A 24,392-nucleotide genomic window follows, 5' to 3' on the forward strand; every position below is an offset into this window, starting at 1 on the left:
TGCGCTTCTTCTGTCCGGAAGTATCCTGGAGGGGTCCGGGGAGGCAAAGCCTCCCCGCCGGTCACCTGCGCACCGCGCGAGGCGAAACCGCGTCTAGAAGATCCCGAACCAGATGCTGAGCAGGATCAGGTAGACCAGCGCGCCCTGCGCGTATCCGGCCAGCGCGTAGGCGCCGTCGCGGGTCATCAGGCCGAACATCACCATGGCCACGGCGCCCGCGCTGAACGAGGTGACGAAGGGCAGCAGCTCCAGCAGCGGCCGGGACACGGCCACCAGCGCCGTCGCCGCATAGGCCAGCGGCTTGGCCGGGCCGCTCACCAGCAGCCGCAGGCGGTTGTGCGAGTGGCGGTCCATCCAGCCGGCGGGACGGCGCAGCCATTCCACCGCGCGCAGCATGCGCGCCGCGCTGACGCTGCGGCGGCGCAGGAAACCCGGCAGCCAGAGGTGTTTCTTGCCCACCAGCGCCTGAACGGCGCAGAGCAGCACGATCATCCCGGCCAGCGTCGGCGTGCCGGGAATCCCCGAGACCGGAGAGACCAGAACGATGGCCGGGACAAGGATCACCGCCGGGAAAGAGCGCCCGCCGACGCGCCGCAGCACATCCTCGACAGAGACACGCAGGTCGCCCTTCTCCGGGCGCATCGCCTTCAGCAGGTCGTCGAGGCTTTCCGGGCTGCGCACCTCGGGCTCTTCGGCCATGTTGCGCAGCAGGTCGCGCGGCATGCTCTAGTCCCTGCCTTCGGCTTGCAGCAGCGCGGCAAGGCCGGTGCGGTAGTCGGGATAGGCCAGCGTCACCCCCAGCTCTTCCTTGATGCGCGCGTTCGAGACGCGCTTGCTTTCGGCGTAGAAGCTGCGGGCCATGGGGCTCAGCTCGGCCTCGTCGAAGGGCACCTCGGGCGGAAGCGGCAGGCCCAGCAGCCTCGCGGCATGGGCAATGACGTCCTGCGGCGGCGCCGGATCGTCGTCGCAGACATTGTAGGCGGTGCCGGGCGAGGGCGCCTCGATCGAGGCATGCAGCACGCGGGCGATGTCCTCGACATGGATGCGCGAGAAGACCTGCCCGGGTTTGACGATGCGCCGGGCGGTGCCGCGCCGGACCTTCTCGAAGGGGCCGCGCCCGGGCCCGTAGATCCCGGCGAGGCGGAAGATGTGCAGCGGCAGGCCGGGGATGGCGCGCCACTGGGCCTCTGCCCTGACGCGGGCCGCGCCGCGCCGGGTCGCGGGGGCGAGGGCGGCGCTTTCGTCGACCCATGCGCCTGCGTGGTCGCCGTAGACCCCGGTGGTGGAGAGGTAGCCCGCCCGGGCCAGATGCGGCGCGCGGCGGGCGATCTCTTCGGACAAGAGGGCGAGGCTCGGGTCGCCCTCGGCGGTCGGGGCGGGAGAGATCAGCAGGTGCGAGGCCCGCGACAGCGCCTCGGCCAGGGCCGCCTTCTCCCACAGCACGGGGGTCGCGCCGGTGGCGCGGATCGCCTCTGCCCGGTCCGGGTCGCGATGCGTGCCCAGCACGGTCCAGCCCTCGGGCAAAAGCCGCGCGGCGAGGGCGCGGGCCGAGTAGCCATGGCCCGGGGAAAGAAGCGTTTTCGGTGTCATGCGGCATAGATGGCGTCGGGCGTTGGGGGATGCAAGCGCGACCGAAGTGCACAAGAGGCAGGCAACCCTGTCCCGACTGCCCGGATCATGGGCCACATTCCGCTGCGTCAGGGGCGCGAGTGGCAAGGTTTTGCCTGTCGTGCCGCGCCGGACTCGCCCGGTGCGCGGCGCGGGACTAAGAGGCCATAGCCTTGGAGTGTGACCCGATGACGACTCGTCTGATATTCGCGCTGGCCGGTCTGGCCCTGCTGACCGCCTGTGCCGCGCCGAAGACGGCGCCCGATGAACAGCCGGCCATGGCGCTCGTGGAACACAGGATTCCCCTGCACCCGAACGAAACCCCGGAACTGCGCCAGAAGATCAACCGCTGGGCGGATCACTACGAGCTGCCGCGCGGGCTGGTGCATCGTCTTGCGATCCGCGAGAGCACGCATCGCCCCTGGGCGCGGAACGGGCCCTATTACGGGTTGTTCCAGATCCTTCCGGCGACCGCCCGTTCCATGGGCTTTCAGGGCCAGCCGAACGACCTGCTGGATGCGGATACCAACCTGCAATACGCGCTGAAATACCTGAAGGGCGCCTATATGGTCTCGGACGGCGACTGGGACAGCGCCATCAAGTGGTACGCCGAGGGCTACTACTACGAGGCCAAGCGCAAGGGCATGCTGGTCGCCACCGGGCTGCGCAAGGGCTGAGGCCTGCCCCGGGGCGGGTCAGCGCCCGCCCGAGGCCTGCGGCGGGGCGGGTTTTCAACCCGCCGCCGCCCCTCAGCACGCGTAATCCGCGCCTTCCTCGTCGAGGATCGCCTTAAGCTCGGCAAGGTGCCGGATGTCCTGTTCCGGGTAGTCCTCGATCTCGCGCGCGGTCTTTTCCGCGACCTCGTCGGACAGGAAGGCCAGCGGCTGCCCGGTCTGCAGCGCCATGATATAGGTCTGCGCCGCACGCTCGAAGTAGAACAGGCGGTTGAAGGTCTCGGCCACGGTGTCGCCGATGATCATCACGCCGTGGTTGCCCATCACCAGCGTCTTGACCTTGGGGTCCGACAGAAGCTGGGCGCAGCGGTTGCCCTCGTCCTCGAAGGCGAGGCCGCCGTAGGCATCGTCCACCGCGACCCGGTTGAAGAACATCGCGGCGTTCTGGTCGAGCGGCGGCAGGCGCTTGTCCTGCAGGCAGGCCAGCACCGTGGCATAGGGCGAATGCACATGCATGGCGCAGCGCGCATGGGCGCAGTGCCGGTGCAGCCCGCCGTGCAGGCCCCAGGCGGTGGGGTCGGGCGCGCCGGGGCGGTTCAGCGTCTCGGGGTCGTTGGCGTCGACCACCGGGAGGTCGCTGGCCTTGATCCGCGAGAAATGCTGCTGGTTCGGGTTCATCAGGAACTCGGTGCCGTCCTCGTTGATGGCGAGGCTGAAGTGGTTGGCCACCGCCTCGTGCATGTTCAGGCGCACGGTCCAGCGGAAGGCGGCGGCAAGGTCGACGCGTTCCTGCCAGTGATCGAGGTTGGCGGGGTTCCGGGGGGCGTTCATGGCATGTCTCCTTCTCGGGCGGCATTGCGCGCCGGATTGCGCCCCGTGTCAACCGGATCGCGGTGGGCGGCCGGGCGAGAGGTATTTGGACCAAGAAGAAGCAGGGGCGCCGCGCGGTGTCGGGGCGTCGCGCGGGCGGTAGCTGCGGGAGGCCTGCGGCGGGTGCGCGGCCCTGCGCAAAAGACGCCCCGGGGCGCCTCGGTCCGGCGCCGGATTCCAGCCGGTGCAGCAGGGCCGCCTTGGCCGGAGGGCGGGGCAGCCTGGCGCGGGGGGGGGGGTGCCGGGGCGCAGTCCGGGCGGTGCCCGGCGGGGGACGGTTGCTTTTGCACGCGGTGGCGGCGCCAAGCGGTCGGGGTCGGGGTCGGGGTTCCTGGTCGGCGGTCGGGAGCGCCAGCGCCGCCCCCGGGGCGATGGCGCCGCAGTCGGGTCCGCGTCCGGTGTCGGGGCGGAGGATCAGGCGTGGCCTTGCCTGGGTGGCGGAGAAACCCCGCGTCCGCCCCGGCGGTTCCCGTCTTGATTGCGGGCGCGCGAAGTGAGAGTTTGCCCCGGAAAAGGAGTCCCCATGCAGGACCACCCGCATTCCCTTCCGGTCGAGACGCCCGAGGCGCCCGCGCCCGAGATGTTCGACGATCCCAAGGCCGCCGTCGCGCGGCTGTGCGCGCTTTACGACGAGGCCGCGACCTTCCTGCGCGACCGCTTCATGGAGGCCATGGCCTCGGGGCATCCGGGCCGGCGCTACCGGGCCTTCTACCCCGAGGTGCGTTTCAGCACCGTCAGCTTCGCCAAGGTCGACAGCCGCCTGTCCTTCGGTCATGTGACCGCGCCCGGCACCTATGCCACGACCGTCACGCGGCACGGGCATGTTCAGGGGCTACCTGGCGCAGCAGATCGGCCTGCTGCTGGGCAACCACGGCGTGAAGGTGCAGATCGGTGTGTCGGACACGCCGATGCCGGTGCATTTCGCCGTCGCCAATTTCCCCGAGATCACCGTGCCGCAGGAGGGGGCGAGCGCCTTCGTGCTGCGCGATGTCTTCGACGTGCCGGACCTGGCCTCGACCAATGACGACATCGTCAACGGCGTGGCCGGGCTGGCCGCGGACGGGGCGGCACCGCTGGCGCCCTTTTCGGCGCAGCGGGTCGATTACTCGCTGGCGCGGCTGTCGCATTACACCGCCACCGACCCGGCGCATTTCCAGAACCACGTGCTGTTCACCAACTACCAGTTCTACGTGACCGAGTTCGAGGCCTATGCCCGCGCCATGCTGGCCGATCCCGAGAGCGGCTACACCAGCTTTGTCTCGACGGGGAACGTCGAGATCACCAGCGCGACGGAAGAGATCCCGCCGACCGGCAAGATGCCGCAGATGCCGACCTATCACCTGAAGCGGGCCGACAATCAGGGCATCACGCTGGTCAATATCGGGGTGGGGCCCTCGAACGCCAAGACCGCGACCGACCATATCGCGGTGCTGCGGCCCCATGCCTGGCTGATGGTGGGGCATTGCGCGGGGCTGCGGAACTCGCAGTCGCTGGGCGATTTCGTTCTGGCCCATGCCTACCTGCGCGAGGACAAGGTGCTGGACGACGACCTGCCGGTCTGGGTGCCGATCCCGGCGCTGGCCGAGATCCAGATCGCCCTGGAAGAGGCGGTTGCCGCCGAGACCCAGCTGAAGGGCTACGACCTGAAGCGGGTGATGCGGACCGGCACCGTGGCCTCGGTCGACAACCGCAACTGGGAGTTGCGCGATCATACCGGGCCGGTGCAGAGGCTGTCGCAGTCGCGGGCCATCGCGCTGGACATGGAAAGCGCGACCATTGCCGCGAACGGGTTCCGGTTCCGGGTGCCCTACGGCACGCTGCTCTGTGTCAGCGACAAGCCGCTGCATGGCGAGCTGAAGCTTCCCGGCATGGCCTCGGACTTCTACAAGACGCAGGTGGCGCGGCACCTGATGATCGGGATTCGCGCCATGGAGGCATTGCGCGACATGCCTTTGGAGCGCATTCACAGCCGGAAACTGCGGAGTTTCGAGGAGACCGCCTTTCTTTAGGCGCCGTGACCCGGCGGAAACCGGCACAAAATGCGTTTTACCCATATAAACAAGGCCACGAATTGTTGTGTTTTCCCACAGTATACGGTTTTATTGCGCCTCAGAGGCCCAATGGATTGGGCATGAGGGGCTGCTGAAGCCGCGAGGGTGGGCACCGGGTGCCAGGGCTTTCGGGGTGACGGGGAACGAAGACAGTCGCGCAAGAATGCACAACGCAGGCGCTATGAAGGAGACCATTGAAATGGCGACGAAACCGATGACGAAGACCCAGCTGGTTGCAGCGCTGGCCGAGAAGATGGATGCGGACAAGAAGACCGCCGGCACGGCGCTCGACTCGATTGTCGAGATCATCACCTCGGAAGTGGCCGCAGGCGGCGCCGTGACCCTGCCGGGCGTCGGCAAGATCTACTGCAAGGAGCGCCCCGAGCGCATGGTCCGCAACCCCGCGACCGGCGAGCAGTTCAAGAAGGAAGCCGACAAGCAGGTCAAGATGACCATCGCCAAGGCCCTGAAGGACAGCGTCAACGGCTGAGTCCTTCCGCAGGATTTCACGGAGAGGGTCGCGTTTCGCGGCCCTTTTCGTTTTCGACGGGGACGGCGCTCGTGGCTGCGCCACATCACCCCGCCCGCCGTCCCGTCAGCGGGGCTTTGCCCCGGACCCCAAGGGTATTTGGACCAAGAAGAAGATCAGGCGTCCTGCAGGCGTTTCTTCTGCCTGCCGTCGGGGTGGAAGTTGCCCGGCGAGAGCCAGCGGGTGAAGCGGGCCTTGAGGGCGGGCCATTCGCTGTCGGTGATCGAGAACCACGCGGTGTCGCGGTTGCGGCCCTTGTAGACCAGCGCCTGCCGGAAGGTGCCTTCGTAGGTGAAGCCGAGGCGTTCGGCGGCCTTGCGGGAGGGCGCGTTGAGGGCGTCGCATTTCCATTCGTGCCGGCGGTAGCCGAGGTCGTCGAAGACATGGCGCATCAGCAGGAACTGCGCCTCGGTCGCGGCCAGGGTGCCTTGCAGGGCGGGGGCGTAGTGGATGTAGCCGACCTCGATGCTGGCGGCCTCGGGGTTGATGCGCAGGAGGGAGAGGACGCCCTGCGGGGCGCCCCCGACCAGCAGGCTGTAGAAGAGCGGGTCTTGCGAGGCGGCCTTGGCCTTGGCCCAGCGGCGGGCCGCGGCCTCGTCCGTCCGGGGCTCGTCGGCGCCGAGATAGGTCCAGCCGGCGGGGTCGGTCATGGCCCTGTAGAGCGCGGGCGCGTGGTCGGGTGTGAGCGCGCTGAGCGTGACGCTGCGGCCCGTCAGGTCGTCGTGTGGCGGCAGTGGACGGGGCAGGGGCAGGTCGACGGGCAGCCCGATGGGCTGTCCGTAGGCATTCAGGCGGTGCGCCACGGTTTCAGCCGAAGACGCGGCCAAGGGCGCCGTCCACCGCCGAGACGATCTGGTCGATGTCGTCCTTCGTGGCGATCAGCGCGGGCGAGAAGCACAGCGTGTTGTTGTAGCCCGGCACCGAGCGGTTGGTGACGCCCACGATGACGCCCTGCGCCATGCAGTCCGCCGTGACCGCCTGCGCCTGTGCCTCGGCCACCGGCTTGCGGGTTTCGCGGTCTTCCACCAGTTCGGTGCCGAGGAAGAGGCCCTTGCCGCGCACGTCGCCGATCACCGCGTGGCGGTCGGCCAGCGCCTGCAGCTGGTCGAGCATGTAGTCGCCCATGGTCGTGGTGTTTTCGAGCAGGCCTTCCTCTTCGATGATGGCCATGTTCTCGATGGCCGCCGCCGGGCCCGCCGTGCAGCCGCCGAAGGTCGAGATGTCGCGGAAGTAGCTCATCGGATCGCTGGCGTCGTCCCGGAAGAGGTCGAAGACCCGTTCCGAGGTGACGCAGCAGGCGATGGCGGCGTAGCCCGAGGCCACGCCCTTGGCCATGGTGACGAAGTCCGGCTCGATGCCGTAGTGCTGGTAGCCGAACCAGGTGCCGGTGCGCCCGACGCCGCAGACGACCTCGTCGATGTGCAGCAGGATGTCGTACTTGCGGCAGATCTCCTGCACCTTGGGCCAGTAGTCGTCCGGCGGGACGATGACGCCGCCGCCTGCGGTCACCGGTTCCGGGCAGAGCGCGCCCACGGTATCGGGGCCTTCGCGCAGGATCACCTGTTCGATCTGGTCGGCGGCCCATTCGCCGTAGTTCTGGGTCGGCGCGCCCTGATCGGCGGCGCGGTATTCGAGGCAATGCGGCACGCGCACGAAGCCCGGCGCGAAGGGGCCGTATTGGGCGTTGCGCTCTTCCTGGCCGCCCGCCGAGAGGCAGCCGATGGTGGTGCCGTGGTAGTCGCGGTCGCGGAAGAGGATCTTGTGTTTCTTGCCGCCGTAGCGCTTGTGGGCGATCTGGCGGACCATCTTGAAGGCCTTCTCGTTGGCCTCGGACCCCGAGTTGCAATAGTAGACGCGGGAAAGGCCCGGCATCTTGTCGATCAGCTTTTCGGCGAAGAGCGCGCCGGGGACCGATCCGGCGGCACCGGCGAAGTAGTTCATCCGCAGGAGCTGGTCGTAGACCGCCTTGGCGATGCGCTCGCGCCCGTAGCCCACGTTGACCGTCCAGACCGCGCCCGAGACCGCGTCGAGATGTTCCTTGCCCGCCTGGTTCCAGACGCGCATGCCCTTGCCCTCGACGATGATGTTCGGATCCTTGGTGTCGAAGCCCCTGTGCTGCACGAGGTGGTGCCAGACGTGGGCCTTGTCGGCCTCGACCACGTGAGAAAGATCGTTCTGCGAATAGGTGCCGTCCATGGTCGCCTCCTGCTGGCCGGTTCGGGGTCTGCCCACACTGAGCCGGATTATTGGGCGACCGGCAAGGGCGGATCAATGGGGGCGGCGCAGATCGCGGGCCCCGGAACGCGGCTGCCGGCGCGGTGCTTCGGAAAATAACCAGTTATTTCAGGTGCCTGTGTCGGGTGCGACTGGTTGGACAGCCTCCCGGCGAGATCTTTGCGCCCGGGGGGCGGTTTGGGGAAAAGGCTGATCCCTTGCTGCCTTTTCCTTTGGATCACGCTTGAATGTCCGGCAAAAAGCCGCGGCGGACCGGTCTCATGGGTGATGGCCGATCATGTGGACCGTCAGCCTGCCGAAGGCGCCGTCCGGGGGCTTCAACGGGGCTGGCGTGGCCATGGGGGAGAGGCCGCCGAACTGGTGGCTGCGCAGAAGGGGCGCGGGCCTATGCCCCCGGCGCGGGGCCGGGGATCAGTTGCCTTCCGGTGCGGGCTCTGCCGGGGGCATGGTTTCCGGCGCTGTGGTTTCGGGCGCCTCGGTCTGGGCCTCGGAGCTGAGGGAATCCAGCGTGGTCAGCAGCGCGGTGACCTGCGCGTCCAGCCAGGCGCGGGCCTGGTCGACCGCCGTCACGTAGCTGTCGAGCAGCGGCGCAAGGGCGGGGACCCTGTCGGCAAGGCCGAGGGCGAAGGCATAGAGCGCCACCGCGCCGCCGACCAGCACCACCATGGTCAGGAAGCCCTTGCCGAAGCCGCCGCCATGGCGCGCCGCCTCGGCGTCCCGGCGCGCGGTTTCGTCCTTGGCGCTGTCCACGACGCGCGTTTCGGCGCCATTGCTGCGCAGCGACTGGTTGATCTCGTCCACATCGGGCAGCAGGTCGCGGCGCGATCCTGCGGCGGCGGCGGCCGCTGCGGCCATGGCCGTGCCCTCGGGGTCTGCCTTGTCCGGGGGCGGGGCCGCGGGCGGGGCGGCGTCGTCAGAGCCGCGCATCTTCGCCATGCGCTCGCGCGCCTGCCGCGCCCGCCGGGCCTGTTCGTCCTCGTCGGGTTCGGTCAGGCCCAGATCGGGCTGGCTTTCGAGCGTTTCGGCAGAGCGCCGCCGGTCCTCGTACTCGCGTTCCTCGCGGAAGATCTCGGCGATCTCGGGGTCGAGGCGGCGTTGCGGGTCCGGCGCGCCGACCGGGGGCGCGGGCGGCGGACCGTCTTCGTCCTCGTCCTCGGGTTCCCAGTGCGGGATCGGGGATGGGCCGTTGCAGATCCTCCGCCAGGTCGGCATCCTCGTCCGGGTGGCGCTGGAACCAGGTGTGACCGCAATTCGAACATTGCACGTCGCGCCCGGCCTCGGGGATCACATCCACCGGTACATCGTACTGCGCACCACAATTGGGGCAAATCAGCCGCATCCTGCTCGGTCCTCCGAAACGCCGTTCCTTGAGCGTCCTGCTTGACCATATGGTGTATGGCTGATTGGGAAAAGTCCATGCCCCTTCATCGCCTTGCGTTGCATGATCCGCGAGGCTCGGGCAAAACGGGGCGACACGGCATCAGGGGGCAAAGCCGACGTGATAGAGCTGGACAACGTGGCTTATTCCTACAGCGGCGACGCGCTTCTGACCGATATGTCGTTGCACCTTGCACCGGGGGCCTTTCATTTCCTCACCGGGCCGTCGGGGGCGGGCAAGACCACCTTCCTGAAACTGTGCTACGGCGCGCTGAAGCCGACCGAGGGCAGCATCCGCCTGTTCGGAGAGGACGTGCACAGCATGTCCCGCGACGCCATCGCCCTGACCCGGCGGCGGATCGGCGTGGTGCACGAGGACTGCCAGTTCCTCGATCACCTGCCGGTGGCCGAGAACGTGGCCCTGCCGCTGACCGTCTCGGGGCAGGCCTCCCCGGCGCAGACCGACAACCTGAACGAGCTGATGAGCTGGGTCGGGCTGACCGGCAAGTTCAACGCCCGCCCGCCAGAGCTGTCGGGCGGCGAGCGGCAGCGCGCGGCGCTGGCCCGGGCGCTGATCCTGTCGCCGGATGTGATCCTTGCGGACGAGCCCACCGGCAACGTCGACTGGGAGATGTCGCAGCGCCTCTTGCGCCTGCTGGTGGAGCTGAACCGCATGGGCAAGACGGTGATGATCGCGACCCACGACCTGATGCTGATCCGCGCGGCCAAGTCGATGGTCCCGGCGCGCAACCTGCGCATCGCCAACCGGACGCTGATCGCGGCGGGGGCGGACCTGTGAAGGCATTGATTCTGGACACCCTGCGCGGGCTGATGCGTGGCGATGCGGCGGCGGACCGGGTGGTGCCGCCCTCGGGCTTCACCGTGTGGCTGACGCTCTTCACCTCGGCGGCCATGGCCTTTCTGACGATCTTCGCGCTGGCGCTTGCGCTGGCCTCGGGGCGGTTGGCCTATACCTGGGGCGAGGAGCTGGCGCGCGCCTCGACGATCCGCATCTCGGCGCCGCCGGGGCAGGCCGAGGCGCAGAGCGCCGCCGCGCTCCGGGTTCTGGCGCAGACGCCGGGGGTGGCCTCGGCCCGGGCGCTGTCGGACGACGAGCAGCGCGCCCTGCTGGAGCCCTGGTTCGGCCCCGACCTGCCGCTGGAAAGCCTGCCGGTGCCGCGCCTGATCGAGATCGTCGAGGAAGACGACGGCTTCGACGCCGAGGGGCTGCGCCTGCGGCTTCAGGCCGAGGCACCCGGTGCGGTGCTGGACGAACACACGCGCTGGCGCCGCCCGCTGGTGGCGGCGGCGGGGCGGCTGAAGCTGCTGGGCTGGGTCTCGATCCTGCTGATCGGCGCGGCAACCGGGGCCATGGTGACGCTGGCGGCCAATGCGGCGCTGGCGGCCAATGCGCAGGTCATCGCGGTGCTGCGGCTGGTCGGCGCGACCGACAGCTACATCGCGCGCGCCTTCGTGCGGCGGTTCACCCTGCGGACCTTGATCGGCGCGGCCCTGGGCAGCCTTGCCGGACTGGTGGCGATCCTGCTGATGCCCGCCGCCGGAGAGACCGGCGGCTTTCTCACCGGCCTGCGGTTCCAGGGCCTGCAATGGGTTCTGCCGCTGCTGGTGCCGCCGCTGGCGGCGCTGGTGGCGCTGGGGGCGACGTGGATGGCCGCGCGCCGCGTGCTGGAAAGGCTGGCCTGATGCGCTGGGTACTGTCGCTGATCTTCGTCGTCCAGATGTACGCCATGATGGCGATCCTGGGGATCCTCTTCCTGCCCTGGGCGCTGTTCTCGGCGCGCGGCGCGCGCGCCGCCTGCAAGACCTATTGCGTCTGGGTGCGCTTCACCGCGCGGGTGCTTTGCGGCCTGCGGACGGAACTGCGCGGCGAGGTGCCGACCGGAGAGGTGCTGATCGCGGCAAAGCATCAGTCCTTCCTCGATATCATCCTGATTTTCTCGGTCGTGCCGGCGGGCAAGTTCATCATGAAGCGCGAATTGATGTACGCGCCGGTGATCGGACAATACGCGCTGAAGATCGGCTGCGTCCCGGTGGAACGCGGCAAGCGCGGGCAGGCCATCGCCAAGATGCTGCGCGACGTCGAGCAGGGGGCGGCCGAGCCCGGGCAGCTGATCATCTACCCGCAGGGCTCGCGCATCGCACCCGGCGTGCGGGCGCCGTTCAAGGTCGGCGCCGCGCTGCTTTATGAACAGACCGGACAGACCTGCGTGCCTGCGGCGACCAACGTGGGCCTGTTCTGGCCGCGCAAGGGCATCCTGCGCAAACCGGGCCTTGCGGTGGTCGAGTTCCTGCCGCCGATCGCGCCGGGGCTGGACCGCGAGACCTTCCTGAAGCGGCTGGAACAGGAGGTCGAGACGGCGTCCAATGCGCTGATGCTGGAGGCGGGCTTCGACGTGGAGAAGGACCTGGCCTGAGGCCTGTCCCGCGCCTGCGGGCATGACGGCGGTCCGCCGCTCTTTCCTGCGGAAAATCGCCCCGCCCACCGTCCCACGGACCGTCCCGCGGACCGGCGCGTAGACCGGCGCGTAGACCATGAAAAACGGCCCCCTGATGCCTGTCAGGGGGCCGTTTTCCTTCGTGAACAGGGGGGCGATCAGGCGTGGATCGCGCCGTCGCCGCAGGCCAGCGCCGCCTCGCGCACCGCCTCGGAGAAGGTCGGGTGGGCGTGGCAGGTCAGGGCGATGTCCTCGGCGCTGGCGCCGAATTCCATGCCGACGCAGATCTCGTGGATCAGGTCGCCCGCCGCGGGGCCGATGATGTGGCAGCCGAGGATGCGGTCGGTTTCCTTGTCCACCAGGAGCTTGACGAAGCCTTCGCCCTCGGAAGACCGCCTTGGCGCGGCCATTGCCCATGAAGGAGAACTTGCCGACCTTGTAGGCCTTGCCCGCCTCTTTCAGTTGCGCCTCGGTGGCGCCGACCATGGCGACCTCGGGGGCGGTGTAGATCACCGAAGGGATCACGCCGTAGTTCACATGGCCATGCTTGCCCGCGATGACCTCGGCGGCGGCCATGCCCTCGTCCTCCGCCTTGTGGGCCAGCATCGGGCCCTCGATCACGTCACCGATGGCATAGATGCCCTCGACGGAGGTCTGCCAGTGGTCGTTGACCGCGATCTGGCCGCGCTGCGTCATCTCGATGCCGAGCGCGTCGAGGCCCAGGCCCTCGGTGAAGGGTTTGCGCCCGGTGGCGACCAGCACGACATCGGCGTCGACCGAATGTTCGCTGTCGTCCTTGCGCAGCCTGTAGGTGACCTTGGCCTTGCCCCGGGCGGTCTCGACCTTGGACACGGCGGCGCCCATGGTGAACGCCAGCCCCTGCTTGCCGAGGATGCGCTGGAAGGTCTTCTGCACCTCGGCGTCCATGCCCGGCGTGATGTGGTCGAGGAATTCGATGACCTGCACCTCGGCGCCGAGGCGCTTGTAGACCGAGCCCATTTCCAGCCCGATCACGCCGGCGCCGATGACGACCATCTTCTTGGGGATCTTGGGCAGGGCCAGCGCGCCGGTGCTGTCGACCACCACGCCGCCGTCATTGTCGACCGTGACCTCGGCGCCGGGGACCGAGGCGACCTCGGAGCCGGAGGCGATGATGATGGATTTGGCATTGTGGGTCTCGTCGCCGACCGTGACCTTGCCCTTTTCCGGGATCGAGCCCCAGCCCTTGAGCCAGTCGACCTTGTTCTTCTTGAACAGGAACTCGATGCCCTTGGTGTTCTGGCCGATGACGTCGTCCTTGTAGGACAGCATCTGTTTCCAGTCGACCGACGGCGATTTGCCCTTCAGGCCCATCTTGGCGAAGTTGTGCTCCGCCTCGTGCAGCTGGTGGCTGGCATGCAGCAGCGCCTTGGAGGGGATGCAGCCCACGTTGAGGCAGGTGCCGCCGAGGGTCTCGCGGCCCTCGACGCAGGCGGTCTTGAGGCCCAGTTGCGCGCAGCGGATCGCGGCCACGTAGCCGCCGGGGCCGGCGCCGATGACGATCACGTCGTAGTCAGCCATGTTCAGTCTCCTGTCAGTCTTTGGGGCTGGCCGTGGAGGGGGCTCTGCCCCCGCTCCTGCGGAGCCCCCGGGATATTTCAGGACAGAAGAAGCGGGGGCTGCCTTCTGTCCGGTGCGGGTCATATCAGGGCGAGGATCAGCAGCGCCACGGTGGCGCCGAAGCCCGGGGCCCAGATCAGCGAGCGCCAGGGCGTCCAGCCCAGCAGGTAGGCGGGCAGGTAGAGCAGCCGCGCGGCGAGGTAGAGGGCGGCGAGCATCGCCGTGGTGTCGCCGGTCTTGTCGGCATAGGTGAGGGTCAGCGTGGCGATGGCGAAGAGGATCAGCCCCTCGAAGTGGTTGGTCATGGCACGCTGCGCCCGGCCCGCGATGCCGGTCAGCTGGCGTGGCGTGTCGCGCGGCGAGGCGGCGTATTTCGGGCCGACCTGCCTTTGCGCGGTGACCGAGTAGAGGGCGAAATGCACGACCTGCCAGAGGGCGGCGAGGGTGAGGATGGTGAGTTCGGGCGTCATGGGCGGCGTGCTGCCTCCGGTGCTTGCGGGCGGCCTGCGTTGTCGGGGCGGGGCGTCCGGGGCGGGGGCAGGCGGGTCATGCGGTTTCCAGCAGGTGGGCGGCACCGGGCGGGTGGCCGAGCGCGGCCTCTTTCGAGAGCCAGTCCTGCGCCTTGCCCCTGTCGTTGACGGAAAACAGCGCCCAGCGGGCGGCGCCCTCGGTCCAGAGTTGCAGCAGCGTCAGCCCGGCCTGACCGCGCGCCTCGGCATCGGCGTCGAAGGCGGATTGGTCGAAGCTGTCGTATCTGAGAAGCAGTTGCGTGGTCATGCGGCCTCCAGTGCCCGGGCGATCCATGAAGCGCGGGCCTTGAAGGTCAGCCCGCGGGCGGAGGGGGCTTCCGCCCGGCATCGGGTTGGCGGGCGCATCGCGACGCGCCCGCCATCGGGTGGGTGTTCAACCCGCCATTACAGGTCCATCAGCAGGCGGCGCGGATCTTCCAGCGCCTCTTTCACGCGCACCAGGAAGGTCACGGCGCCCTTGCCGTCGACGATGCGGTGGTCGTAGCTGAGGGCGAGGTACATCATCGGGCGGATCTTGATCTCGCCGTTGACCACCATGGGCCGGTCCTGGATCTTGTGCATGCCGAGGATGCCCGACTGCGGCGGGTTCAGGATCGGCGAGGACATCAGCGAACCGTAGACGCCACCGTTCGAGATGGTGAAGGTGCCGCCCTGCATTTCAGCCATGGACAGCTTGCCGTCGCGGGCGCGCTTGCCCTTCTCGGCGATGGCCTTCTCGATCTCGGCAAAGGACATCTGGTCGGCGTCCCGGATCACCGGCACAACCAGACCCTGCGGCGTGCCCGCCGCGATGCCCATGTGCACGAAGTTCTTGAAGACGATGTCGGTGCCGTCGATCTCTGCGTTGACCTCGGGGACCTCCTTCAGCGCGTGGCAGCAGGCCTTGGTGAAGAAGGACATGAAGCCCAGTTTCACGCCGTGCTTCTTCTCGAACAGCTCCTTGTATTCCTTCCGCAGAGCCATCGTCTCCGTCATGTCCACCTCGTTGTAGGTGGTCAGGATCGCGGCGGTGTTCTGCGCGTCCTTCAGGCGGCGGGCGATGGTCTGGCGCAGGCGGGTCATCTTGACCCGTTCCTCGCGGGCGGCGTCATCCGCCGGGACCGGAGCGCGCGGGGCCGGAGCGGGCGCGGCGCTGGTGGTGGAGGACTTGGCGGCGGCCACGGCGGCGGCGACGTCGGCCTTGGTGGCGCGACCGTCCTTGCCGGTGCCGGTGACGTCCGCGCGCTTCACGCCGGCCTCGGCCATGGCCTTTTCAGCCGCCGGGCCGTCCTTGATGTCCTTGCCGGGGCCGCCATTGCCGGCGGGCGGCGTGGCATATTGCGTCCCGGCGGGGGCGCTTTCGGTCCTGGCGGGCGCGGCAGAGGCGCCGCCCCCGGAAGAGATCACCGCCAGCCCGGCGTCGGCCTGCACGGTGTCGCCCTCGTTCGCGACGATCTCGGTCAGGGTGCCCGAGGCGGGCGCCGGAACCTCGACAGAGACCTTGTCGGTTTCCAGCTCGCAGAGCATCTCGTCCTGCGCGACCGTGTCGCCGACCTTCTTGAACCAGGTCGAGACCGTCGCCTCGGAGACGGACTCGCCCAGCGTGGGGACCATCACGTCGACGGTGCTGCCGCCATTGGCGGGCGTCAGCCCGGCCTCTTCGGTCTGGCTGTTCTCGGCGCGGGGTTGCGGGGTCTCGGGGCCCGCATCGTCGGCGAGCCGCGATATTGGCCAGCAGCGCGTCGACGCCCACGGTGTCGCCTTCCTGCGCGACGATGTCGGCCAGCGTGCCGGACACGGGCGAGGGCACCTCGACGGTCACCTTGTCGGTTTCCAGCTCGCACAACATCTCGTCCACGGCGACCTTGTCGCCGGGCTTCTTGAACCAGGTGGCCACGGTGGCCTCGGTCACGGATTCCCCGAGCGTGGGGACTCGAACTTCGGTCATGATTTACTTCCCTTTTACTTGCCCTGCCGCTTGCGCTGCCTTGGGGCTCATCCGATGGTCAGCGCTTCGTCGACGAGCGCGGCTTGCTGTGCCTTGTGCTGGCTTGCCAGGCCCGTGGCGGGCGAGGCAGAGGTGGCGCGGCCCACGTAGACGGGGCGCCGGTGGGTGGCCTTGATGCGGCCCAGCACCCATTCGATGTTGGGCTCGATGAAGCTCCAGGCGCCCCGGTTCTTGGGCTCTTCCTGGCACCAGACGATTTCCGCCTGCTTGAAGCGTTCCAGTTCCTTCACCAGCGAGAGCGCCGGGAAGGGGTAGAACTGCTCGACCCGCAGAAGGTAGACATCGTCCAGCCCGCGCGAGTCCCGCTCTTCCAGCAGGTCGTAGTAGACCTTGCCGGAACACATGACGACGCGCTTGATCTGATCGTCGGGCTTCAGCTTGGTATCGCTTTCGCCGGATTCCGCGCTGTCCCACAGGATGCGGTGGAAGCTGGAACCGTCGGTGAAGTCCTTGATCTCCGAGACGCAAAGCTTGTGGCGCAGAAGCGACTTCGGCGTCATCAGCATCAGCGGCTTGCGGTAGCTGCGGTGCAGCTGGCGGCGCAGGATGTGGAAGTAGTTCGCCGGGGTCGAGCAGTTGGCGACGATCCAGTTGTCCTGCCCGCACATCTGCAGGAAGCGTTCCAGACGGGCCGAGGAGTGTTCGGGCCCCTGACCCTCGTAGCCATGCGGCATCAGGCAGACGAGGCCGGACATCCGCAGCCACTTGGATTCACCCGAGGACACGAACTGGTCGAACATGATCTGCGCGCCATTGGCGAAGTCGCCGAACTGCGCTTCCCAGAGGGTCAGCGCGTTGGGTTCTGCCAGCGAATAGCCGTATTCGAAGCCCAGCACCGCGTATTCCGACAGCGCCGAGTCGATGACCTCGTAGCGGGCCTGCCCCTCGCGGATGTTGTTCAGCGGGTAATAGCGTTCCTCGGTGTTCTGGTCGATGAAGGCCGAGTGCCGCTGCGAGAACGTGCCGCGCGTCGAGATCCTGACCGGCAAGGCGCACCGGGTAGCCTTCCAGCTGCAGCGAACCGAAGGCCATGGCCTCGGCGGTTGCCCAGTCGAAGCCCTTGCCGGTCTCGAACATCTGCCCGCGCGCCTCGACGAGGCGGCCCACGGTCTTGTGCAGCGGGAAGCCCTCCGGCACGCGGGTCAGCGCGGCGCCGATATCCTTGGCGGTCTGCGCCTTGATCGAGGTCTTGCCGCGCTGGTACTTGCCCTGCTTCTGCCGGTCGAGATGGCTCCACCGGCCATCCAGCCAGTCGGCCTTGTTGGGCTTGTAGCTTTTCCCGGCCTCGAACTCTTCGTTCAGGTGGGCACGCGAAGGCGGCCTTCATGTCCTCGATTTCGCCCTCGGGGATCAGGCCGTCCTTGACCAGCCGCTCTGTGTACAGCGTCAGCGTGGTCTTCTGCTTCTTGATCTTGGTGTACATCACCGGGTTGGTGAACATGGGCTCGTCGCCCTCGTTGTGACCGAAGCGACGGTAGCAGAAGATGTCGATGACCACGTCCTTGCCGAATTTCTGGCGGAACTCGGTCGCGACCTTGGCCGCGTGCACGACGGCCTCGGGGTCGTCGCCGTTGACGTGGAAGATCGGCGCCTCGACCACCAGAGCGTTGTCGGTGGGGTAGGGCGACGAGCGCGAGAAGTGCGGCGCGGTGGTGAAACCGATCTGGTTGTTCACGACGATATGGATGGTGCCGCCGGTGCGGTGACCGCGCAGGCCCGACAGCGCAAAGCATTCCGCAACGACGCCCTGACCGGCAAAGGCCGCGTCGCCGTGCAGCAGGATCGGCATGACCTGCGTGCGGTTGGTGTCGTTCAGCTGGTCCTGCTTGGCGCGGACCTTGCCCAGAACCACCGGGTTCACCGCCTCGAGGTGCGAGGGGTTGGCGGTCAGCGACAGGTGCACCGGGTGGCCGTCGAATTCACGGTCCGACGAGGCGCCGAGGTGGTATTTCACGTCCCCCGAACCGTCGACGTCATCGGGCTTGAAGCTGCCGCCACTGGAATTCGTTGAAGATCGCCTTGTAGGGCTTCTGCATCACGTTCGCGAGCACCGACAGGCGGCCGCGGTGGGGCATGCCGATGACGATGTCCTTGATGCCGAGGTTGCCGCCGCGCTTGATGATCTGCTCCATCGCGGGGATCAGGCTTTCGCCGCCGTCAAGGCCGAAGCGCTTGGTGCCCATGTACTTGACGTGCAGGAACTTCTCGAAGCCCTCGGCCTCGACCATCTTGTTCAGGATCGCCTTGCGGCCCTCGCGGGTGAAGGCGATTTCCTTGCCGTAGCCCTCGATCCGCTCTTTCAGCCATGCCGATTGCTCGGGGTCCGAGATGTGCATGTACTGCAGCGCGAAGGTGCCGCAATAGGTGCGCTTCACCAGCGACAGGATCTCGCGCAGCGAGGCGATCTGAAGCCCCAGCACGTTGTCGATGAAGATCGAGCCGGTCCATGTCGGCCTCGGTGAAGCCGTAGCTCTTCGGGTCAAGCTCGGGGTGGTTCGAGGTGTCGCGCAGGCCCAGCGGATCCAGATCGGCGGCAAGGTGGCCCCGGATCCGGTAGGCGCGGATGATCATCAGCGCCCGGATGCTGTCCAGCACGGCGCGCTGGATGGCGTCGTTCGAGACCTCCGAGGCCCTTCTCGGCGGCCTTCTCGGCGATCTTCTTGCCCGCGCCCTTCGCCTCTGCCGGAACCATGGGCATCGGCCACTCGCCCGTCAGCGCGCCGGTCAGGTCGTCATTGGGCACCGGCGGCCAGTCTGCCCGGGCCCAGGACGGCCCCGCCGCCTGTTTGCGGACGTCGCTGTCGTCGTCGCCCATCTGGCGGAAGAACTCTGCCCAGGCCTCGTCGACGGCTTTCGGGTCCGAGGCATAGCGCGCGTACATCTGCTCCAGGTACTCGGCATTGTGCCCCTGCATGAAGCTGGAGGCGTGGAACAGATCGTTGGGGCTTTGGTCGGTCATTGTGGCACCTCGTTGGGGTTGGGCCCGTATGTGTTGGGACGGGCCTGCGACAAAGGCAGAGGCAGGCCCATCGTGTTCTGAAACAGCGCCGGAGTGGCGGGAAGGGAGGCTGGCGGCAGCCATGGCGGACGGGCGCGTCGCCACCATCCGCGGTCGCTCTCTGCCCTCAGCGCATATGCAGCTTCGTTTCGCATTCAGCCTTCACTCATAGCCAAGCGTCAGGAGAGGGGGCCGCAACCGGCCCACCGTCATGAAGCTTGTGGCGGGGCGGGCCATTACAAGCCCGCCCCGGGGAATTCACCCCTTCTTGATCGCTTCCATGACCGCCTCGCCCAGCGTGGCGGGGCTGTCTGCGACCACGATCCCGGCGGATTTCATCGCCTCGATCTTGTCCTCGGCACCGCCCTTGCCACCGGCGACGATGGCGCCCGCGTGGCCCATGCGGCGGCCCGGAGGCGCCGTGCGACCGGCGATGAAGCCCGCGATCGGCTTCCAGCGGCCCTTTTTCTTCTGCTCGGCGATGAAGGCTGCCGCATCCTCTTCGGCAGAGCCGCCGATCTCGCCGATCATGATGATGGCCTCGGTTTCCGGATCATCAAGGAACATGTCCAGCACGTCGATGTGCTCGGTGCCCTTGATCGGGTCGCCGCCGATGCCCACGGCGGAGGACTGGCCAAGGCCCATGTCGGTGGTCTGCTTGACCGCCTCGTAGGTCAGGGTGCCGGAACGGGACACCACGCCGACCTTGCCGCGCTTGTGGATATGGCCGGGCATGATGCCGATCTTGCAGGCGTCGGGGGTGATGACGCCGGGGCAGTTCGGCCCGATCAGGCGGGACTTGCTGTTCTCGAGCGCGCGCTTGACCTTCATCATGTCCAGCACCGGGATGCCCTCGGTGATGCAGACGATCAGTTCCATCTCGGCGTCGATGGCTTCGAGGATCGAGTCGGCGGCGAAGGGCGGCGGCACGTAGATCACCGAGGCGTTGGCTTCGGTCACGTGCTTCGCCTCGTGGACCGAGTTGAAGACCGGCAGGTTCAGGTGTTCGGTTCCGCCCTTTCCGGGGGTCACGCCGCCGACCATCTTGGTCCCGTAGGCGATGGCCTGTTCGGAATGGAACGTGCCCTGAGAGCCGGTCAGGCCCTGGCAGATGACTTTGGTGTTCTCGTTTACGAGGACGGCCATTGTGGTGGTCTCCTTAGTGAGACGCCCGCAGGGGGCGATATGCGAAAGCGCGCGGCGCCGGACGCTCCGGGCCGCGGACATGACAAGACAGAGCGAAGGCCGGGGCCCCGCTCTGCCGAAAGGCAATGCGATTTTCGGGGGTTACAGTTCTTCGGGGCCGAGATACTCGTCCAGAACGCGGGCCACCAGCATGGCCGCGCCGCCCATCAGCAGCGACTTGCCCAGCTGATCGGTCAGATTGCCCGGCGCAAAAGAGGCCGCGCCGTCCCGCACCCGATGGGCAAAGCCCCTGCGCAACCGGCCATTGGCGGTGCGCCCGTAGGGTCTGGGATCCGGCACCTGTCCGAAGGCGGGCTTGACCCGCAGAAGCATCGCACCGGCGGTCAGCAGGCCCGCACCGATCAGGAAGGGCTTGAGCCGGTCGCGACTGCGCACGATCGGCAGGGCATCCTTCAGGTCCTGTGCGTCGGGCAGGTCGGATTTTCTCAGCAAGGGCATGTCTGTCACCTCCGTTGGGAAGGCAACACGCGATGCGCGACAATGGTTCCGCGCGCGTTACCCCGCGCGGCGCCTGTCTGATGCTGAGTGTGTCGACCGATATCATGACCGTTGTCCCGGGGCGTCGCCCCTTCACGCCTCGGAGGCTCCGGCGGAGCCTCCGCCGGGGCCGAAGCCCCGGAGCGGCGTTCACCCCTTGACCGCCTTGACGATCTTCTCGGCGCCGTCGGACAGATTGTCTGCCGCGATGACGTTCAGGCCCGAGCTGGCAATGATCTCCTTGCCCTTCTCGACGTTCGTGCCCTCAAGGCGCACGACCAGCGGGACCTCGAGACCGACCTCTTTCACCGCGGCGATGACGCCCTCGGCGATGACGTCGCAGCGCATGATGCCGCCGAAGATGTTGACGAGGATGCCTTTGACGTTCTTGTCAGAGGTGATGATCTTGAAGGCCTCGGTCACCTTCTCCTTGGTCGCGCCGCCGCCCACGTCGAGGAAGTTGGCAGGCTCTGCGCCATAGAGCTTGATGATGTCCATGGTTGCCATGGCAAGGCCCGCGCCGTTGACCATGCAGCCGATCTCGCCATCCAGGGCGATGTAGTTCAGATCGTACTTGGAGGCTTCCAGTTCCTTGGAATCCTCTTCCGTGGTGTCACGCAGCTCGGAGACCTCGGACTGGCGGTACATGGCGTTGCCGTCGAAGCCCAGCTTGGCGTCCAGCACCTTGAGCGAGCCGTTGGTCATGACGATCAGCGGGTTGATCTCCAGCATCTCCATGTCGCGCTCGATGAAGGCCTGGTAGAGGATGCCCATCAGCTTCACGCATTCCTTGACCTGCGCGCCGGTGAGGCCCAGGGCAAAGGCGACGCGGCGGTCGTGGAACGGCTGGTAGCCGGTGGCCGGATCGACGGAGAAGGACAGGATCTTCTCGGGGGTGGAGGCTGCGACCTCCTCGATGTCCATGCCGCCCTCGGTCGAGCAGACGAAGGACACGCGCGAGGTCACGCGGTCGACCAGCAGGGCGAGGTAGAACTCGCTCTCGATGTCCGAACCGTCCTCGATGTAGATGCGGTTGACCTGCTTGCCTGCCGGGCCGGTCTGATGCGTCACGAGCGTCTTGCCCAGCATCTTCTTGGCTTCCTCGGCGGCTTCCTCGACCGACTTGGCAAGGCGCACGCCGCCCTTTTCGCCAGCGGCCTCTTCCTTGAACGATCCCTTGCCGCGGCTCGCCCGCGTGGATCTGCGCCTTGACAACCCAGAGCGGTCCGTCAAGCGCCCCGGCTGCGGTCTTGGCGTCCTCGGCTCTCAGGACGACGCGGTCGTCCGAGACAGGGGCGCCATAGCTGCGCAGAAGCGCCTTGGCCTGGTATTCATGGATATTCATGGGTCAACGATCCCCGTTTTGCTGCGGATTGTAGACCTGTAAGCCCCGCGCGGCGCCCGGAATAAAGTGTTATCTGCCAAAGCTGCGCAAATGTAGCGGTTTTTCGACATTTGTGATCACGCGTTTTGCGGCGTGATCACAGGACGCTGCATTGTTAGCGCTTGGCAGAGAATCACCGGGTTTCTAAGGTGAGTCGCAGGGGGCAGGACAGGAGCGGCAATGCAGGAATGGGCGGTCGTGATGACGGCGCGGGAACCGGGCGCGCTGGTCGAAGCCAATGTGCGCTGGCACCTGGCAGGCGGCGCGGCAGAGGTGCATGTCTACCTCGACCGTCCCGACGATCCGGTGGCACCGGGGCTGGCGCGGATTCCGGGGTGCCGGGTGACAGTCTGCGACGCGGCGCACTGGCGGGCGCTGCGGCCCCGGCGCGGCGCGCCCGCCTCGCAGATGCGCCGCCAGAGCCTGAACGCGGCCCATGCGCAGGGGCGCTGCGCCGCCGACTGGCTGGTGCACCTGGATGCGGACGAGTTCCTCTGGCAGGACCGGCCGCTGGCGTCTGAGCTTCCCGCCGTCTCGGAGCTGGGGGCAGAGCTGCGCTTTGCGGTGATGGAACGCGCGCTGATGGCCGGGCAGGCGCAGGCGGGGCTTTTCGACGGGGTCTTCCGCCGCGCCTCGCCGGGCGGCAAGGGGATGGATGCGGTGATCTACGGCGCCCTCGCGCCGCATCTGCGCGAGGGCATGTTCAGCCACGGGTCCGGCAAATGCGCCGTGCCGGTCGGGCAGGGGTTCCGCCAGATGGTGCATGAATCCTACCTCGAGGCCGGGGGCAAACGCCGGCGCGCGCCGGCGTGGCGCTCGACCACCACCCGGCTGCTGCATTTCGACGGGGTCACGCCGCTGCACTGGCTGCTGAAGCTGATCCGCTACAGGGGGCAGCCGCCCGAGGTGCAGGCGCATATCCTGCCGCCGCACCGGATGGCGCAGATCGCATGGATGCTCGACCGGATGGGCAGCCTGGAGGAGGCGCTGGAGGCCGAGGCCGGGCTGCACCGCCTGACGCAGCCGCAGGCAGACCGGCTGCGCGGCTTCGGCCTGCTGGAAGAGGCGCTGTCCTTCGATCCCGGCAGGCTGCCCGGGATGCCGGATCTCTCGGTCGCGGCCTTCGACCGCTCGCTTCTGGCACAGGACCCGGACCTCTGGGAGATGACCGGCTGGGGGCGGCGTGAAAGCGGCTTCGAAGCCGCTTGAGAAAGCCCCTTCGAAGGGGCTTCCCCGGCCAAACGAAAACGCCCGGGCGCGGCGGCCCGGGCGGTTCCATGGATGCTCTCGGAGGGCTTACGCCAGCGAGGTGTCGATGCCCTTGCAGGCCTCCACGAGGCCCTGAACGGCCTTCACGGAGGTGTCGAACATCTCCTGCTCTTCCTTGTTGAGCTTGATGTTGACGATGCGCTCGATGCCGCCGGCGCCGATCACGGTCGGCACGCCCACGTACATGTCCTTCACGCCGAGGTCGCCGTCGCAATAGGCGGCGCAGGGCAGGACGCGCTTCTGGTCCTTCAGGTAGGCCTCTGCCATCTCGATCGCCGAGGTGGCGGGGGCGTAATAGGCGGAACCGGTCTTCAGCAGGCCGACGATCTCGGCGCCGCCGTCACGGGTGCGCTGGACGATGGCGTCCATCTTGTCCTTGGTGGTCCAGCCCATCTCGATCAGGTCGGGCAGGGGGATGCCCGCGACGGTCGAATAGCGCAGCGAGGGCACCATGGTGTCGCCGTGGCCGCCCAGCACGAAGGCGGTGACGTCCTTCATCGAGACGTCGAATTCCAGCGACAGGAAGTGGCGGAAGCGGGCCGAGTCCAGCACGCCGGCCATGCCGCAGACCTTGTTCGCGGGCAGGCCCGAGAACTTCTGCAGCGCCCAGACCATCGCGTCGAGCGGGTTGGTGATGCAGATCACGAAGGCGTCGGGGGCGTTGGCGGCGATGCCCTCGCCCACGGACTTCATGACCTTGAGGTTGATGCCCAGCAGGTCGTCGCGCGACATGCCCGGCTTGCGCGGCACACCGGCGGTCACGATGCAGACGTCGGCGCCGGCGATGTCGGCGTAGTCCTGCGTGCCCTTCAGCCTTGCGTCGAAGCCTTCCGAGGGGCCGGATTCTGCGATGTCGAGCGACTTGCCCTCGGGGGTGCCCTCGGCGATGTCGAAGAGCACGACGTCGCCCAGTTCCTTCATTGCTGCGAGGTGGGCGAGCGTGCCACCGATCTGTCCCGCGCCGATGAGGGCGATCTTGGGTCTGGCCATGGATAGGATCTCCGGTCCTTCGTGAATTTGGTGGTTTGGGTACGCTCTTGCCGTCCGCGTTGCAAGGGTGCCGCGCTGCGGCATGGCCCGCGAGGGGGCTGTCATGTGCCCGGTGTTCGCGCTAAAGCCATGGCAACCCCGCAGCTTACAGG

General features: G+C 67.8%; 18 protein-coding genes and 6 pseudogenes. 7 read left to right on the plus strand and 17 right to left on the minus strand.

The genetic code is table 11. The annotated features are described in order from the left end of the window. Positions 1-93 precede the first annotated feature (93 nt). Together ABFB10_RS12855 and ABFB10_RS12860 are read right to left on the minus strand one after the other, a co-directional pair. The gene (locus tag ABFB10_RS12855; protein ID WP_347166817.1) at positions 94-723 is read right to left on the minus strand and encodes an exopolysaccharide biosynthesis protein; all 630 of its coding nucleotides are present in this window, start codon (positions 721-723) and stop codon (positions 94-96) included. 3 nt (positions 724-726) lie between these two features. Then, a complete protein-coding gene (locus tag ABFB10_RS12860) occupies positions 727-1,590 on the minus strand; it encodes an SDR family oxidoreductase (RefSeq protein WP_347166818.1) in 864 nt (287 codons plus the stop codon). 206 nt (positions 1,591-1,796) lie between these two features. On the opposite strand from ABFB10_RS12860, the gene ABFB10_RS12865 reads away from it, so the two are divergent. Continuing rightward, positions 1,797-2,285: a transglycosylase SLT domain-containing protein gene (locus ABFB10_RS12865; RefSeq protein ID WP_347166819.1), complete on the plus strand. Its 489-nt coding sequence runs from the start codon at positions 1,797-1,799 to the stop codon at positions 2,283-2,285. 72 nt (positions 2,286-2,357) lie between these two features. Here the strand turns inward: ABFB10_RS12865 and ABFB10_RS12870 are convergent, their stop codons facing one another. Then, positions 2,358-3,113, minus strand: a complete 756-nt coding sequence (locus ABFB10_RS12870) for a class II aldolase and adducin N-terminal domain-containing protein (RefSeq protein ID WP_347166820.1) — start codon at positions 3,111-3,113, stop codon at positions 2,358-2,360. A 562-nt stretch (positions 3,114-3,675) separates the two neighbouring features. Between ABFB10_RS12870 and ABFB10_RS12875 the strand changes: the two are divergent. Then, positions 3,676-5,161, plus strand: a pseudogene (locus ABFB10_RS12875) (AMP nucleosidase). A 241-nt stretch (positions 5,162-5,402) separates the two neighbouring features. Then, on the plus strand, positions 5,403-5,693 hold the full coding sequence (locus ABFB10_RS12880) for an HU family DNA-binding protein (RefSeq protein WP_347166821.1): 291 nt from the start codon (positions 5,403-5,405) through the stop codon (positions 5,691-5,693). Positions 5,694-5,848: 155 nt separating this feature from the next. Here ABFB10_RS12880 and ABFB10_RS12885 read toward each other — a convergent pair whose 3' ends face one another. From ABFB10_RS12885 to ABFB10_RS12900, 4 genes and pseudogenes are all read right to left on the minus strand, one after another. Continuing rightward, positions 5,849-6,559, minus strand: coding sequence for a GNAT family N-acetyltransferase (locus ABFB10_RS12885; protein WP_347166822.1), 711 nt, complete (start codon positions 6,557-6,559; stop codon positions 5,849-5,851). Then, complete coding sequence (locus ABFB10_RS12890) at positions 6,540-7,928, minus strand: aminotransferase family protein (RefSeq protein ID WP_347166823.1); 1,389 nt, start codon at positions 7,926-7,928, stop codon at positions 6,540-6,542. The genes ABFB10_RS12885 and ABFB10_RS12890 overlap by 20 nt, the downstream gene beginning before the upstream one ends. A 450-nt stretch (positions 7,929-8,378) precedes the next feature. Beyond that, complete coding sequence (locus ABFB10_RS12895; protein ID WP_347168082.1) at positions 8,379-9,179, minus strand: hypothetical protein; 801 nt, start codon at positions 9,177-9,179, stop codon at positions 8,379-8,381. A gap of 67 nt (positions 9,180-9,246) precedes the next feature. Continuing rightward, positions 9,247-9,306: pseudogene (locus ABFB10_RS12900) on the minus strand (zinc ribbon domain-containing protein); the annotation flags it as partial. Positions 9,307-9,465: 159 nt separating this feature from the next. Between ABFB10_RS12900 and ABFB10_RS12905 the strand changes: the two are divergent. The 3 genes from ABFB10_RS12905 to ABFB10_RS12915 are packed head-to-tail and all read left to right on the plus strand — an operon-like array spanning position 9,466 to position 11,779. Next, entirely contained in the window at positions 9,466-10,143 is a 678-nt protein-coding gene (locus ABFB10_RS12905; RefSeq protein WP_347166824.1) for a cell division ATP-binding protein FtsE, read from the plus strand. A gap of 32 nt (positions 10,144-10,175) precedes the next feature. Continuing rightward, a complete protein-coding gene (locus tag ABFB10_RS12910) occupies positions 10,176-11,048 on the plus strand; it encodes a cell division protein FtsX (protein ID WP_347168012.1) in 873 nt (290 codons plus the stop codon). 47 nt (positions 11,049-11,095) lie between these two features. Then, a complete protein-coding gene (locus tag ABFB10_RS12915; protein WP_347168013.1) occupies positions 11,096-11,779 on the plus strand; it encodes a lysophospholipid acyltransferase family protein in 684 nt (227 codons plus the stop codon). 179 nt (positions 11,780-11,958) lie between these two features. Here the strand turns inward: ABFB10_RS12915 and lpdA are convergent. From lpdA to sucC, 9 genes and pseudogenes are all read right to left on the minus strand, one after another. Then, a pseudogene (gene lpdA / locus ABFB10_RS12920) lies at positions 11,959-13,360 on the minus strand (dihydrolipoyl dehydrogenase). A 119-nt stretch (positions 13,361-13,479) separates the two neighbouring features. Further along, on the minus strand, positions 13,480-13,869 hold the full coding sequence (locus tag ABFB10_RS12925; RefSeq protein WP_347166825.1) for an MAPEG family protein: 390 nt from the start codon (positions 13,867-13,869) through the stop codon (positions 13,480-13,482). A gap of 76 nt (positions 13,870-13,945) precedes the next feature. Continuing rightward, positions 13,946-14,176, minus strand: coding sequence for a hypothetical protein (locus ABFB10_RS12930; protein WP_347166826.1), 231 nt, complete (start codon positions 14,174-14,176; stop codon positions 13,946-13,948). Between the two features lie 137 nt (positions 14,177-14,313). Then, on the minus strand, positions 14,314-15,522 hold the full coding sequence (gene odhB / locus ABFB10_RS12935; protein WP_430523043.1) for a 2-oxoglutarate dehydrogenase complex dihydrolipoyllysine-residue succinyltransferase: 1,209 nt from the start codon (positions 15,520-15,522) through the stop codon (positions 14,314-14,316). A 73-nt stretch (positions 15,523-15,595) separates the two neighbouring features. Further along, positions 15,596-15,859 (minus strand): annotated as a pseudogene (locus tag ABFB10_RS24145) (biotin/lipoyl-containing protein); the annotation flags it as partial. 44 nt (positions 15,860-15,903) lie between these two features. Beyond that, a pseudogene (locus ABFB10_RS12940) lies at positions 15,904-18,875 on the minus strand (2-oxoglutarate dehydrogenase E1 component). A gap of 297 nt (positions 18,876-19,172) precedes the next feature. Beyond that, positions 19,173-20,060, minus strand: coding sequence for a succinate--CoA ligase subunit alpha (gene sucD, locus ABFB10_RS12945; RefSeq protein ID WP_206566062.1), 888 nt, complete (start codon positions 20,058-20,060; stop codon positions 19,173-19,175). 141 nt (positions 20,061-20,201) lie between these two features. Continuing rightward, positions 20,202-20,558 (minus strand): hypothetical protein, encoded by a 357-nt coding sequence (locus tag ABFB10_RS12950; protein WP_206566061.1) that lies wholly within the window; start codon positions 20,556-20,558, stop codon positions 20,202-20,204. A 189-nt stretch (positions 20,559-20,747) separates the two neighbouring features. Further along, positions 20,748-21,942, minus strand: a pseudogene (gene sucC / locus ABFB10_RS12955) (ADP-forming succinate--CoA ligase subunit beta). Between the two features lie 219 nt (positions 21,943-22,161). Here sucC and ABFB10_RS12960 point away from each other — a divergent pair. Next, complete coding sequence (locus tag ABFB10_RS12960) at positions 22,162-23,190, plus strand: glycosyltransferase family 2 protein (protein ID WP_347166827.1); 1,029 nt, start codon at positions 22,162-22,164, stop codon at positions 23,188-23,190. Between the two features lie 87 nt (positions 23,191-23,277). On the opposite strand, the gene mdh is transcribed toward ABFB10_RS12960, so the two are convergent. After that, entirely contained in the window at positions 23,278-24,240 is a 963-nt protein-coding gene (gene mdh / locus ABFB10_RS12965) for a malate dehydrogenase (RefSeq protein WP_347166828.1), read from the minus strand. Between the last annotated feature and the right edge of the window lie 152 nt (positions 24,241-24,392).

Origin of the sequence: Ponticoccus litoralis (assembly GCF_039769985.1) — a bacterium.
Lineage (GTDB): Bacteria > Pseudomonadota > Alphaproteobacteria > Rhodobacterales > Rhodobacteraceae > Ponticoccus > Ponticoccus litoralis.

What these genes read in the sequence shown, in the direction of transcription:
- ABFB10_RS12890 (WP_347166823.1), bottom strand. Translation starts at nt 7,928, where the DNA reads ATGGACGGCACCTATTCGCAGAACGATCTTTCTCACGTGGTCGAGGCC.
- sucD (WP_206566062.1), bottom strand. Translation starts at nt 20,060, where the DNA reads ATGGCCGTCCTCGTAAACGAGAACACCAAAGTCATCTGCCAGGGCCTG.
- odhB (WP_430523043.1), bottom strand. Translation starts at nt 15,522, where the DNA reads ATGGTCCCCACGCTGGGCGAGTCCGTCTCCGAGGCGACGGTCTCGACC.
- ABFB10_RS12960 (WP_347166827.1), top strand. Translation starts at nt 22,162, where the DNA reads ATGCAGGAATGGGCGGTCGTGATGACGGCGCGGGAACCGGGCGCGCTG.
- ABFB10_RS12915 (WP_347168013.1), top strand. Translation starts at nt 11,096, where the DNA reads ATGGCGATCCTGGGGATCCTCTTCCTGCCCTGGGCGCTGTTCTCGGCG.
- ABFB10_RS12855 (WP_347166817.1), bottom strand. Translation starts at nt 723, where the DNA reads ATGCCGCGCGACCTGCTGCGCAACATGGCCGAAGAGCCCGAGGTGCGC.
- ABFB10_RS12860 (WP_347166818.1), bottom strand. Translation starts at nt 1,590, where the DNA reads ATGACACCGAAAACGCTTCTTTCCCCGGGCCATGGCTACTCGGCCCGC.
- ABFB10_RS12925 (WP_347166825.1), bottom strand. Translation starts at nt 13,869, where the DNA reads ATGACGCCCGAACTCACCATCCTCACCCTCGCCGCCCTCTGGCAGGTC.
- ABFB10_RS12880 (WP_347166821.1), top strand. Translation starts at nt 5,403, where the DNA reads ATGGCGACGAAACCGATGACGAAGACCCAGCTGGTTGCAGCGCTGGCC.
- mdh (WP_347166828.1), bottom strand. Translation starts at nt 24,240, where the DNA reads ATGGCCAGACCCAAGATCGCCCTCATCGGCGCGGGACAGATCGGTGGC.
- ABFB10_RS12930 (WP_347166826.1), bottom strand. Translation starts at nt 14,176, where the DNA reads ATGACCACGCAACTGCTTCTCAGATACGACAGCTTCGACCAATCCGCC.
- ABFB10_RS12870 (WP_347166820.1), bottom strand. Translation starts at nt 3,113, where the DNA reads ATGAACGCCCCCCGGAACCCCGCCAACCTCGATCACTGGCAGGAACGC.
- ABFB10_RS12950 (WP_206566061.1), bottom strand. Translation starts at nt 20,558, where the DNA reads ATGCCCTTGCTGAGAAAATCCGACCTGCCCGACGCACAGGACCTGAAG.
- ABFB10_RS12865 (WP_347166819.1), top strand. Translation starts at nt 1,797, where the DNA reads ATGACGACTCGTCTGATATTCGCGCTGGCCGGTCTGGCCCTGCTGACC.
- ABFB10_RS12895 (WP_347168082.1), bottom strand. Translation starts at nt 9,179, where the DNA reads ATGCCGACCTGGCGGAGGATCTGCAACGGCCCATCCCCGATCCCGCAC.
- ABFB10_RS12910 (WP_347168012.1), top strand. Translation starts at nt 10,176, where the DNA reads ATGCGTGGCGATGCGGCGGCGGACCGGGTGGTGCCGCCCTCGGGCTTC.